12 protein-coding genes are annotated in these 12,127 nt (G+C 69.2%); 5 read left to right on the forward strand and 7 right to left on the reverse strand.

The window, feature by feature from the left end; all coding sequences use genetic code 11:
- Positions 1-3: 3 nt before the first annotated feature.
- The 4 genes from QFZ53_RS05985 to QFZ53_RS06000 are packed head-to-tail and all read right to left on the reverse strand — an operon-like array spanning position 4 to position 5,115.
- Entirely contained in the window at positions 4-1,782 is a 1,779-nt protein-coding gene (locus tag QFZ53_RS05985; RefSeq protein WP_307294576.1) for an IucA/IucC family protein, read from the reverse strand.
- Positions 1,779-2,357, reverse strand: a complete 579-nt coding sequence (locus QFZ53_RS05990) for a GNAT family N-acetyltransferase (protein ID WP_307294578.1) — start codon at positions 2,355-2,357, stop codon at positions 1,779-1,781. Before QFZ53_RS05990 ends, QFZ53_RS05985 begins: the two co-directional genes overlap by 4 nt.
- Entirely contained in the window at positions 2,354-3,664 is a 1,311-nt protein-coding gene (locus tag QFZ53_RS05995; RefSeq protein ID WP_307294580.1) for a lysine N(6)-hydroxylase/L-ornithine N(5)-oxygenase family protein, read from the reverse strand. Before QFZ53_RS05995 ends, QFZ53_RS05990 begins: the two co-directional genes overlap by 4 nt.
- Positions 3,661-5,115 (reverse strand): pyridoxal phosphate-dependent decarboxylase family protein, encoded by a 1,455-nt coding sequence (locus QFZ53_RS06000; protein WP_307294582.1) that lies wholly within the window; start codon positions 5,113-5,115, stop codon positions 3,661-3,663. The genes QFZ53_RS05995 and QFZ53_RS06000 overlap by 4 nt, the downstream gene beginning before the upstream one ends.
- A 137-nt stretch (positions 5,116-5,252) precedes the next feature.
- On the opposite strand from QFZ53_RS06000, the gene QFZ53_RS06005 reads away from it, so the two are divergent.
- Positions 5,253-6,053 carry a DUF1206 domain-containing protein gene (locus QFZ53_RS06005; protein ID WP_292905918.1) on the forward strand — a complete coding sequence of 267 codons (801 nt, stop codon included), beginning with the start codon at positions 5,253-5,255 and terminating at the stop codon, positions 6,051-6,053.
- A 13-nt stretch (positions 6,054-6,066) separates the two neighbouring features.
- Here the strand turns inward: QFZ53_RS06005 and QFZ53_RS06010 are convergent, their stop codons facing one another.
- The gene (locus QFZ53_RS06010) at positions 6,067-6,714 is read right to left on the reverse strand and encodes a LysE family translocator (protein ID WP_307294584.1); all 648 of its coding nucleotides are present in this window, start codon (positions 6,712-6,714) and stop codon (positions 6,067-6,069) included.
- 82 nt (positions 6,715-6,796) lie between these two features.
- Positions 6,797-7,084 carry a nuclear transport factor 2 family protein gene (locus tag QFZ53_RS06015; protein ID WP_307294585.1) on the reverse strand — a complete coding sequence of 96 codons (288 nt, stop codon included), beginning with the start codon at positions 7,082-7,084 and terminating at the stop codon, positions 6,797-6,799.
- A gap of 192 nt (positions 7,085-7,276) precedes the next feature.
- Here QFZ53_RS06015 and QFZ53_RS06020 point away from each other — a divergent pair, with 192 nt between their 5' ends.
- Positions 7,277-7,657 (forward strand): winged helix-turn-helix transcriptional regulator, encoded by a 381-nt coding sequence (locus QFZ53_RS06020; protein ID WP_307294587.1) that lies wholly within the window; start codon positions 7,277-7,279, stop codon positions 7,655-7,657.
- 47 nt (positions 7,658-7,704) lie between these two features.
- Here the strand turns inward: QFZ53_RS06020 and QFZ53_RS06025 are convergent, their stop codons facing one another.
- Positions 7,705-9,411 carry a purine-cytosine permease family protein gene (locus QFZ53_RS06025; RefSeq protein WP_307294589.1) on the reverse strand — a complete coding sequence of 569 codons (1,707 nt, stop codon included), beginning with the start codon at positions 9,409-9,411 and terminating at the stop codon, positions 7,705-7,707.
- Positions 9,412-9,753: 342 nt separating this feature from the next.
- Here QFZ53_RS06025 and QFZ53_RS06030 point away from each other — a divergent pair, with 342 nt between their 5' ends.
- Genes QFZ53_RS06030 through QFZ53_RS06040 form a run of 3 tightly spaced genes read left to right on the forward strand, consistent with a single transcriptional unit; the run spans position 9,754 to position 12,127 of the window.
- Positions 9,754-10,056, forward strand: coding sequence for an urease subunit gamma (locus QFZ53_RS06030; RefSeq protein ID WP_307294591.1), 303 nt, complete (start codon positions 9,754-9,756; stop codon positions 10,054-10,056).
- A gap of 11 nt (positions 10,057-10,067) precedes the next feature.
- Positions 10,068-10,424, forward strand: a complete 357-nt coding sequence (gene ureB / locus QFZ53_RS06035; protein WP_307294592.1) for an urease subunit beta — start codon at positions 10,068-10,070, stop codon at positions 10,422-10,424.
- Positions 10,424-12,127 carry an urease subunit alpha gene (locus QFZ53_RS06040; RefSeq protein ID WP_307294594.1) on the forward strand — a complete coding sequence of 568 codons (1,704 nt, stop codon included), beginning with the start codon at positions 10,424-10,426 and terminating at the stop codon, positions 12,125-12,127. Before ureB ends, QFZ53_RS06040 begins: the two co-directional genes overlap by 1 nt.

Here is a 12,127-nt window from a genome sequence, read left to right on the forward strand (position 1 = left end):
CCGTCAGACTCCCACAGCAGCCGGCTGCGGGATACGTGCCCGGCCGATCGGGTTCTCCAGGGTGCCGGCGTACAGGAGCGAGGCGGACTGGTTCGTCAGATCGACCATCCGCAGCGTGTTGCGCAGCTGCAGCCGGTTCAGGCACGAGTGCGCGAACGCGTCAGCACGCAGATCGACGCGCGACTCGAGATCCGGGTGGTCCAGAGCGTGCTCGTCGACCGTCTCGGCCACGAGCCGCCAGAACTCGGATTCGGTCAGCGTGCCGTCGACGTGCAGGATGCCGGCGAGGTGTCGCAGCACACCGTCGAACACGTCGGTGAAGATCGCGAGAGCCTTCTCCTGGTCGTCCACGGGGGAGACCGTGCGGCGCACGTCCTCCGGTACGGCGCGATCGGCGAGCAGTGCGATCTCCTCGCCGATGTCCTTCATGAACACCCCGGTCGGCACGTGATCATCGAGGACGAGGATGAGGTTCTCGCCGTGCGGCATGAACGCGAGATCGTGGGCGAGCAGGCAGTGCACGACCGGGCGCAGGTAGGCGCGCAGCGCCGCACGCACCCAGTCCTGCGCCGAGACCTCGGACGCGCGGATCAGAGCCGTGACCACCGATGCGCCCTCGCCGTCGCGGTGGAGCAGAGAGGCGAGCGTCGCCAGCCGCTGCTGCCCGCTCACCAGGGGAATCGGGCTCTCGCGCCAGAGCGCGGCGAGCATCTTCCGGTGCGCCGAGGGCTCGGCGGTGCGGTGGTACACGTCGCCCGTGTATCCGATGGATGCGCGCTCGCGGAGCACCCGGAACCCGGCGTCGCGCAGCGTGGCGTCACCCGCGACGAGCTCGGCGACCCAGTCGTTGATCGCGGGCGTGACCCGCATGTAGGCGGGGGAGAGGCCACGCAGGAATCCCATGTTCTGCACGGCCAGCGCCGTCTTCACATAGTGCCGCCCGGGGTGCGACAGATTGAACATCGTGCGCACCGACTGCTGCGCGCGGTACTCGCTCTCGCTCTCGCCGATCACGACGAGGTCGCGCCGTGCGAGGTCGGGGGCGAACGTGATCGCTGCGCGGTTCTCCCACTGCCACGGGTGCACGGGCAGCAGGTGGAAGTCCGCCGGGTCTTCGCCGAGGTCGTTGAGACGCGAGGCGAAGCTCTCGCGCTCGGTGGCGCTCAGTTCTCCCTCGAGCAGCGTCTCCTCGTCGAGGCCCGCGCCGAGCGCGAGATGCGAGACGGCGCGGCGGGCGGCGACCCAGGTCATGCGGAACGGACGACCGGCCTCTGGCGCGAACGCGGCGTGATCCGAGACGCCGAAGCCGATGCGGCCGTTGTTGGCGACGAAACCGGGATGGCCCTCTGTCATCGCCGCCTCGACGGTCTGGAAGTCGGCTCCGGCGAGAGCATCCGCCGATGGCCCGCCCTGTGCGATCTTGAACATCGATCCGGCAAGGGTCGAAGCGATCTCCTCCAGATACACCGGGAGCAGCTCGTCGGAGAGGCCGAGCGCGGGCTGCAGCTCGAGGATGAGCTCCTGCGCGTCGAGCGGCAGTGCGCGGCCACCGCGCAGGCGGCGGATGCTGGGCTCGTCGACGATCCAGTGCTCGAGCTCGGCTCGCTGCGCGTCGAAGCGGTACTCGACATCGGCCGCAGGCGCGCTGAGCAGCCATCCGCCGTCTGGGTGCGGCTGGGGCGCGATCAGCCTCTCGTGGCTGAACTCGGCGATGGCCTTGGCGACGAGGTGGCGCTGCGCGCGCTCGAGCGTGACAGGGGTCAGATGGGTGGCGGGGTTCATGCGCTGGCCTTTCGGTCGCGGGCGATATCGGATGCCGCGAAGTCGGCGCGCGTGCACACCGACAGCATCGCGGTCTTGAGATGTCCGCCGTCGTCGACGGCCACCTCGCGCAGTTCGGTGAAGCCGGCGCGCACGTTCTTGCGGCGGATGCGGTCGTTCGACGCGTCCGGTTCCACGACCACGCGGTGCGCGCCGAGCTCGCCGAAGCACCACGCCATCACGGCGGCGAAGACGGCATCCGTCAGGCCGTGCCGCGGCTCGTCCGCCGGAGGCGAGATCAGCACGTGCATGCCGAGGTCGCGCGGCTGCGCATCGTGGATGCCCGCCAACAGCACTCGCGCCGGATCGTAGGTCTCGGCGTAGAACGCGGGGATGCCGTCGACGAGGCCGAGCCAGGCATCCTGATCGGGGTGCCTCGTGATCCCGCTCAAGTACTCCTCGACGGCGGCCCCATCCAGGTCTCCCATGCCCCAGAACGTCGCATGCGGGTCGGAGAGCCAGCCCTGCAGGAGCGGCGCGTCGCGCTGCGGATCGGCGGCGACGAGCGTGACGGAGGGCGCCGGCGACGAGGTCATCGGGCAGCCTCGGCCGCGAGCGCCCCCTGCGGGACGCCGAACTCCTGGAACGCGATGCGCCGCTCGATCGGATAGATCTCGCTCCCGGTGATCGAGGCGAGGATCGACGAGTTGCGCCAGGCTCCGAAGCCGAGATCGGGTGCGGTCAGGCCGTGCGTGTGCTCCTCGCCGTTCTGCACGAAGATCCGGCCGCGTCCGCCGTCGATGCTGTAGTCGCGGGCGACGTCGAGCCGACCGAGAGCGTCCCAGTCGAGGCGATCCGCGATGCCGGCGAGGAACGGCGGCGTCTCCGCCGCGTAGCCGGTGGCGAGGACCAGCGACTCGGTCTGCCTCTCGTGCTCTTCCGCCAGCTGACCGTGGCGGAGTCGGAGCCGGTAGCGCTCGCCGTCCCACTCCGCGGCGCTCACCTCGGTGTCTGCGAGCAGCGTCGTGCGCACGGGCCCGTCGGCGCTGAGACGGTAGAGCGTGTCGTAGATGTCGTCGATGAGGTCGGCCGAGATGCCCTTGTACAGGCTCCGCTGCTCACGGCCGAGGTGCTGCCGCATCCCGATCGGCAGCGCGTGGAAGTGGTCGGTGTACTCGGGCGAGGTCATCTCGAGAGTGAGCTTGGTGTACTCCATCGGGAAGAACCGCGGCGACCTCGTGACCCAGTCCAGACGGTACCCGCCCTCGTGAGCGCCCTCGAGCAGGTCGCGGTAGATCTCCGCCGCCGACTGTCCGCTGCCTACAACCGTGATGGATCCGCTCGCGCGCAGCTCGTCGCGGTGCTGCATGTACTCCGAGCTGTGCACGGCGCGGCCCGCGACGTCGCGCAGCTCCTGCGGCACCGACGGCCGGGTCCCGACGCCGATCACGACGTGGCGGGCGCGCAGCTCGAGCTCCTCACCGGTGTCGGTGCGCATGGCTCGCACCACGTAGAGGTCCTCTGCGGCGTCGTGCTCGATCCGGACGACCTCGTGATTCCATCGCAGCTCGGGCAGGCGGCTCGCCGCCCAGCGGCAGTAGGTGTCGTACTCGGCGCGCAGCGCGTAGAAGCTCTCGCGGATGTAGAAGGGATACAGCCGGCCGGTGTGCTTCAGCCAGTTCAGGAACGAGAACTCGGAGGTGGGGTCGGCCATCGTCACGAGGTCGGCGAGGAACGGCACCTGGATCGTCGATCCCTCGATCATCATGCCGTGGTGCCAGCGGAACTCCTCTGCCCGATCGAGGAACACGGCGTCGAGCCCGGTGGGATGCGCGAGGCAGGCGAGCCCGAGGTTGAAGGGGCCGATGCCGACGCCGATGAGATCGTGCACGTGCCCGGTCATGCGTCGGCGCCGATCAGCTCGGAGCCGATGCCGGCGAGGGTCGTGGCTGCGTCCTTCACCATGTCGAGGATCGCCCTCACGTCCGCGAGCGTGGTCTCGGGATTCAGCAGCGTGAGCTTGAGGCACGGACGTCCGTCGATCACGGTCTTCGCGACGAGCGCGCGACCCGACTCGAACAGCACGCGCCGCACGCCGGCGACGAGCGCGTCTCGCTCTTCGGACGAGGTTCCTTCCGTCCGCAGCCGGAACAGCACGGTGCTGAGCTGAGACCGCCCGACGAGCTCGAGTTCGTCATCCGCGTCCACCGCATCGGCCACGGTCGCCGCCAGGTCGATCACGGTGTCGAACATCTCGCCGATGCGGTCGGCTCCGATCGCGCGGAGCGACACCCACAGCTTGAGCGCGTCGAAGCGCCGCGTGGTCTGCAGCGACTTGTCGACCTGATTGGGCTCGTCGTTCTCCAGGGGGTTCAGGTAGTCGGCGTGCCAGGCTCCAGCCGCCAGATCTCGGGGTTCGCGCACGAGGATCGCGCTCGACGAGACAGGCTGGAAGAAGCTCTTGTGGAAGTCCACGGTCACGGACCTCGCCCGCTCGATCCCGTCGAGCAGATCGCGGCGTCGGCGCGAGACGAGGAGCCCGCCGCCGTAGGCGGCATCGACGTGGAGCCAGACGCGGTGGGCGTCGCATACGGCGGCCACCGCGGCGAGGGGATCGATGACCCCGCGGTCGGTGGTGCCGGCGGTCGCGACGACGGCCATCGGCAGACGGCCGGATGTCAGGGTCGAGGCCACCGCGTCGTCGAGGGCGGCAGGCAGCATCCGTCCTTCGCCGTCATCCGCGACGGTGATCACCGCGTCGTCGGAGAGTCCCAGCAGCAGCGCCGACTTGCCGACGCTGAAGTGGCTCGAGGCCGTCGCGAACACGACGAGCCGAGGCAGCGCGTGCGCCCGCTCTGTGCGGGCGTCGGCGATCGCCGCCTCGCGAGCCAGGAACAGGGCGTGCAGGTTCGACTGCGTGCCGCCGGAGGTGAAGACGCCGTCGCCCGCGCTGAAGCCGGCCCAGCCGGTTGCGACGTCGATCAGCCGTCGCTCCATCAGCGTGCCTGCGGTGGACTGGTCGTACGTGTCGACCGACGGGTTGACCGCCGCGAGAACGGCCTCCGCGGCGACCGCGGGGAGGGCGACGGGGCAGTTGAGATGGGCGGCGTACGCGGGGTGGTGGAACCAGACGGCGTTCGCGAGGAACAGCTCGTCGATCTCGCGGATGGCGGCCTGCGTGCCGACTCCAGGGGTGGCTAGGTCGACCGCGTCGACCTGCTTCTGCAGCTCGGCGCGCGACGCGCCCGATGTCGGCTGCGTCGTCTCCGCGAAGCGCGTCGCGACGCGGGAGGTGGTCTGGGCGACGAGCGATCGATAGAGATCGGCCGTGGACGAGGTGAGCAGCTCAGGCACCGATTCGACTCCTTAGGTTAGGTTTGCCTAGCCTACATAATCGACTCTATGGATGACGTCACAGAGTCGTCGAGAGAGCGTCGACCCGCGGAAGCAAGCCCCTCCTCGTCTCGGACCGGGCCGGATATCCTGCCCGGGTGACCACCGCAAAGAGCACCGCGAGAGCAGCGAGAAGTTCCACGCTCTTCCGCAGGACCGCGCGCGCCGGATACGTGGTCCTGGGGGTCGTGCACGTCATCATCGGAGCGCTCGCCGTGTCGATCGCGCTCGGCGCGGGAGGCGACGCCGATCAGGACGGGGCGATGGAGCAGATCCGGAGCACGCCGATCGGCGGCGCCCTGCTGTGGTGCGTGGCCGCGGGACTCGCCGCGCTCGCCGTGTGGCAGATCGCGGCGGCAGTGGTCGCCGCGGCTCCCGATGAGGCGAAGAGATGGGGACGGCGCGTCACGCTGCTCGGCGCGGCAGTCGCCTACCTCGTGATCGCCGGCATGGCCGCTGTGTATGCGGTGGGCGGCAGCGCCGATTCGGAGGAGGCCACGCAGACGCTCAGCGCTCGGGTGATGTCGGCCCCTGGCGGGCTCGTCCTGATCGTGCTGCTCGGGATCGGGGTGATCGGCGTCGGCGTCGGCTTCGTCGTCGGCGGTCTCAGACGGGTCTTCGAGAAGACCATGGACCTGCCGGACGGGGGAGCCCGCAACGGCGTGGTGACCCTCGGCGTGATCGGGTACATCGCCAAGGGCGTCGCCGTCGCGCTGACGGGAGCGCTCTTCGTGGTCGCGGCCTGGACTCAGGACCCGGACAAGGCGGCGGGTCTGGATGCCGCGCTGCACAGCCTCGCGGCTCTGCCGCTGGGCCGTCTCGCCCTGCTCCTGACGGGGGCCGGCCTCGCGGTCTACGGCGTGTTCTGCTTCGCTCGGGCACGCCTCGCCCGGATGTGACGAAGCGGGAGGATCAGGCTGGCGCCGGCTTCTCGTTCCACAGCAGCAGGAATGCGCCGAGGACGATCATGAGAGAACCGCCGACGGTGCTCATCGTCTGGAGCCGCCGCGGCGAGCGACCGAACCAGTCGCGGGCGGCGCTCGCGAGGAGCACCCAGATCGCGTCGCACGCGACGCCGATCGTCACGGTGATGGCACCGAGGACGAACAGCTGCATCGGCACCGACCCCGCCGGAAGATCGACGAACTGCGGAAGTATCGCGAGGAAGAACGCGATCGACTTCGGATTCGTCACGCCGACCACGAACCCCTCCCGCAGCAGCCGTGCGCCCGACCGGCGCGGCTGCGCGCCGGTGACGGAGCCGGCGGCATCCTTCCGATGCCTGATCGCCTGGATCCCGAGGAAGACGAGGTACCCCGCCCCGACCACCTTGACGACCGTGAACAGCACGACGGACTGCGCGATGACCGTGCCGACGCCCAGCGCGACACCGGCCACGAGCACCAGCGAGCCGATCGCCGTGCCGAGGATGCTGAGGAATCCGCCCACCCGGCCCAACGCCATGGCGCGTCCGATCGTGAACAGCACGGTCGGCCCTGGGATGGCCACCATGACGAGGGCAGCGATCACGAATGTCGTGAGTGTCTCCGCGCTGAACATGGGGGCGAGCATACGGCACCTCGGTGCGCTCAGGCCACGGCCGGGGGATGAGGGCGACCGCGACGGCCGCCCTCATCGCGTCTCAGACCGAACCCCAGAAGCGGTCCTCCGCGTCCTGGTCCTCACTGATGAGCCACACCTCGGCGATGCGGCCGTCCGCGATCCGGAAGACGTCGACTCCGTGCTGATCGAGGTCCTCCGCGCCGACTCGCTGAGCGCGGAAACGCACCGTGGCCGCGACGAGGTCGCCGCTCTCGGTCGCGGAATCCGTCTCCAGAACGAAGGTGCCGCCGCTGAGCTCCATGAGGCGGCCGAGATGGGCGAGGATCGCCGCCGGGCCGACGTGGTCTCCCGACCGCCTGGTGCGCACCGGGCTGGTGCCACACCGCATCCGCTCCGAAGGTCGCCGCCAGCGCCTCCATGTCTCCGGCAGCCAACGCCGCTCCGTACTGTCCGACCACATCGATCGCCGACATGATGATCCTCCTTCGACTCGGTACTCTGGGCACCCAGCCTCTCGAGCGCGGGCTGGTCACCTCAACGTCACCGAACGGAGCATCCGATGCCCAGGGACTGGACCGTCTTCTCGGAGCGATGCCCCTCCAGGGCCTCGCTCGCACGCATCGCGAACAAGTGGACGGCGATGATCGTGGTCCTGCTGCACGAACACCCGCTGCGGTTCGGCGAGCTGCATGGTTCGGTGGAGGGCATCACCAAGAAGGTTCTCGTCGACACGCTGCGAGCACTGGAGCGCGACGGGATGCTCGAGCGCGCCGCTGACGAAGACGGGCATGTGCGATATCGGCTCACCCCGCTGGGGCGGACCCTGCACGAGCCGCTGCAGGCGCTGCGCATCTGGGCCGAATCGCACGTGGACGACGTTCTCGCCGCGCAGGACAGCTACGACGAAGCGGCCGACGAGCGGGTGCTCGGCGGCCGCTGAGTCGAGATCAGGCATCTCGACGGCGAGGGCGCTGATCGGGTGGGCGGCTATCTCTGCGCAGGCAGCACGTGCTCCCCGGTCTTGTCCGTCGCGAGCGACAGAGACGAGATGTACTGCGTCTCGCCGTCGGGCCCGGGGACGGCTGACGCGATCATGTCTGGCCGCTCGAACTCGATGCCGGTCGCGAGGTCCATCAAGCGTTCGTCGCTGGGGTTGCCGTCATCGTCGAGCATCGGCAGATCGATGCCGTCGTCGGTGCGCCGCAGGTAGTAGCGGCCCTTCGTGATGATCGCCATCACGGGAGTCGCGACGAACGCGATCAGCACGGCGAACATCGGCGAGAAGGGCTGGACGCCCGGCCCGAACGCTCCGAAGAACATCGCGATCGAGATGCCGCCGGATAGAGCGAGCGAGACGACGCCGACCGGGTTCCACGCATAGAGCATGCCGCGGCGGAACTCGGGCTGCTTGGGCGACAGCTTCAGCAGGTATTTGTTGATCGCGATGTCGGTCGCCACCGTCACGATCCACGCCATTCCGAGGTTCGCGTAGAAGCCCAGGATGGTGTTGAGGAAGTCGAACATGTTCGATTCCATGAGGATCAGCGCGATCGCGAGGTTCACCAGGACGAAGATCATGCGGCCGGGGTAGGTCTTGGTGATGCGCGTGTAGGAGTTGGTCCAGGCGAGCGACCCGGAATATGCGTTCGTGACGTTGATCTTGATCTGGGAGATCACCACGAGGATGACCGCGAGCGTCATCGCGAGCCAGCCGGGCATCATCTGCTCGTAGATCCCGAGGAACTGGTGCACGGGTTCGTTCGCCGTCGCCGCGGCCTCGGGGTCGAGACTCGCGATGAGGTAGACCGCGAGGAAGAGGCCGATCGCCTGCTTGAGAGCGCCGAAGATCACCCAGCCGGGACCCGCGAGGATGACCGCGCCCCACCACCGGCGTCGGTTCGCCTCGGTCTTGGGAGGCATGAACCGGAGGTAGTCGATCTGCTCGGCGATCTGGGCGATCAGCGAGAGGCAGACGCCCGCGGCGAGCATGACCGAGGACAGCGAGAGCGAGCCGTCGCCCTGTCCCTTGAAGTCGAAGAACTCGCCGACCGACGAGGGGTTGGCGATGACCAGGTAGGCGAACGGGATCACCATCAGGATCAGCCACAGCGGTGTGGTCCACACCTGCAGCTTCGAGAGCGCGCGCATGCCGTAGATCACGAGGGGGATCACGAGGATCGTCGAGACCGCGTAGCCGATCCACACCGGGATTCCCAGCCCGAGCTGGAGGCCCTGCGCCATGATCGATCCTTCGAGGGCGAAGAAGATGAACGTGAAGGTGGCGAAGATCACGTTCGTGATGACCGAGCCGTAGTAGCCGAAGCCGGAGCCTCGGGTGATCAGGTCGAGGTCGATGTTGTAGCGGGCGGCGTAGTAGGCGAGGGGGATGCCGGTGACGAAGATCACGACGGCGGCGACCGCGATGCCCAGGAGGGCGTTGATCGTGCCGTGCGTGATGCCGATGTTCGCACCGATCGAGAAGTCGGCGAGATAGGCGATGCCGCCCAACGCGCTGGTGGCGACGACCCCCGGACCCCACTTTCGGTACGAGCGCGGAGCGAAGCGCAGCGTGTAGTCCTCGAGGCTCTCCTTCGTCGCGGCCCTGGCGTCGGCGGAACCGCGGTCGTGGATGTCGGTGGGAGGAAGCGCCGGCGGCGCATCGTCGGTCGTCGGACGGGTGATCTCCGTGGTCATGCCCGGTCTCCGTTCGTCTCGGGGCGGGCGGACGCCGGGGCGCTGCCCACGACGGCGTGGTGAGAATCGGCGGCGATCCGCACCCCTCGGGCGAACGACCTCGGGGAGCGGCCTCGACGCCGAGGGTGGTTCGCGCTCTCGTACCGGTGAGGGCGTGCTGCCAGTGTGGGCCCGCGCACCCGCGCCGCGATTTCGCCGGTGTTGCGATCGCGTTAACTCTTCTTCGGCCTGCCGCCAGTTCGCGCGGATCCGCATCCGGCGGCGGTCGCCGCCCCGTTTCCGGTGTGGCAGATTTCTTCCAGGCGCACGCTGCCGGGCGCCGGGAAGACGGAAGGAGCCGCGGTGCATCTGACACCCGCTGACACGGAGAAGCTGCTCCTCGCGGTCGCCGGCATGGTCGCCCGTGACCGGCATGAGCGAGGGGTGCTCTTGAACCATCCCGAGACGGTCGCGCTGCTCTCGACCTGGGTCATCGAGCGCGCCAGAGAGGGCGCCGACGTGGCGGGGCTGATGGACGAGGGGCGCAAGGTCCTCACCCGAGCCGAGGTCATGCCCGGCGTCCCCGAGATGCTGCACGACGTGCAGGTCGAGGCGACGTTCCCCGACGGGCGCAAGCTCGTGACGATCCATCATCCGATCGACTGAAGGCGGACTCCATGAGCTCAGGCATCTCAGAAGGCCCCGGTGGGCTGCGCGTGCGCCCCGGCACGATCGAGCTGAATGCGGATCGCACCGCCGAGGAGCGCAGGAGCTTCGTGTTCGTCAACACCGGAGACCGCCCGATCCAGATCGGCTCGCACCTGCACCTCCCCGACGCGAACACCGCGCTGTCCTTCGACAGAGAGGCCGCCCACGGGTTCCGTCTCGACATCCCGTCCGGCACGTCCGAACGCTTCGAACCCGGTGCGTCGCGGGCGCTGGACGCCGTGGCGCTGCGCGGTGCGCGGCGCGTCCCCGGTCTGCAGCTCGCGCGCGCAGCCCATCCGCTCCTCGACGACCCGGAGGCCGACTGATGGTGCACATCGACAGGGAGCGCTATGCCGCCATCTACGGTCCGACCGCGGGCGATCAGGTGCGGCTGGGCGACACCGACCTCTGGATCGAGATCGAGGAAGACCTGACCGCGGGCGGTGAGGAAGCCGTCTTCGGCGGCGGCAAGTCGATCCGCGAATCCATGGCGCAGTCCACGCGCACGCGGGCGGAGGGTGCTCTCGACACGGTCATCACGAACGTGATCATCCTGGAATGGTGGGGCATCATCCGCGCCGACGTCGGGATCCGCGACGGCCGGATCGTCGCGCTCGGCCGCGCCGGGAACCCCGACATCGCCGACGGGGTGGATCCCCGCCTCATCATCGGGCCGTCCACCGACGTGATCGCGGGGGAGGGCCGCATCCTGACCGCCGGGGCGATCGACTCGCACGTGCACCTGCTCTCGCCGTCTCAGGTGCACGAGGCGCTCGCGACCGGCATCACCACGATCGTCGGCGGAGGCACGGGTCCCTCGGAGGGCTCGAAGGCGACCACGGTCACGCCCGGAGCGTGGCACCTCGCCACGATGCACCGGTCGCTGGATGCTCTGCCCGTCAACTTCCTGCTGCTGGGCAAAGGCAACACGGTCTCGGCCGAAGCGCTCGCCGAGCAGGCGCGGGCGGGGGCCGCGGGCTTCAAGGTGCACGAGGACTGGGGCTCGAGTCCGGCCGCGATCGATGCGGCTCTGAGAGCAGCCGACGATTGGGGCCTCCAGGTCGCGCTGCACTCCGACTCGCTCAACGAGACGGGATACGTCGAGTCCACCGTGGCCGCGATCGCCGAGCGCTCGATCCACGCCTTCCACGTCGAGGGCGCGGGCGGCGGTCACGCCCCCGACATCCTCGCGATCGCGTCTTTGCCGTATGTGATCCCCGGCTCGACGAATCCGACCCTGCCGCACACCGTGAACACGGTGGCGGAGCACCTCGACATGCTGATGGTCTGCCACCATCTCAACCCCGCCGTGCCCGAGGATCTCGCCTTCGCGGAATCGCGGATCCGCGGCACGACGATCGCCGCCGAAGACATTCTGCACGACATGGGCGCGCTGTCGGTGACCTCCTCCGACGCGCAGGCGATGGGCCGCATCGGCGAGGTCATCACCCGCACCTGGCAGGTCGCGCACGTCATGAAGGCGCGCCGAGGGTCGCTCGGCACATCGCTCCCCGCCGACAACGAACGCGCGCGTCGCTACGTCGCGAAGTACACCATCAATCCGGCGGTCGCCCACGGCATCGACCACGAGGTCGGATCGATCGAGGCCGGCAAGCTCGCGGATCTGGTGCTGTGGGATCCCGCCTTCTTCGGCATCCGCCCTGCGGTCGTGATCAAGGGCGGCGGCATCGTGTGGGCCGCGCTCGGCGATCCGAACGCGTCGATCCCCACACCGCAGCCCGTGCTCATGCGACCGGCGTTCCTCGCCGCGGCCGGAGCCGAGCACTCGGTGACCTTCGTGTCGCCGGCCGCGCTCGACGCCGGGCTGGCGGATGAGCTCGGCCTGCGACGTCGGCTGATGGGCGTTCGTCCGACCCGCGGCATCGGCAAGGCCGACATGCGCAACAACGACGCGCTGCCGAGGATCGACATCGATCCCGACACGTTCCGCATCGACATCGACGGCGAAGAGGTGCACCCGGCGCCGGCGTCGATCCTTCCGCTCGCGCAGCTCTACTCGATGTTCTGA

Origin of the sequence: Microbacterium natoriense, assembly GCF_030816295.1 — a bacterium.
Lineage (GTDB): Bacteria > Actinomycetota > Actinomycetes > Actinomycetales > Microbacteriaceae > Microbacterium > Microbacterium natoriense_A.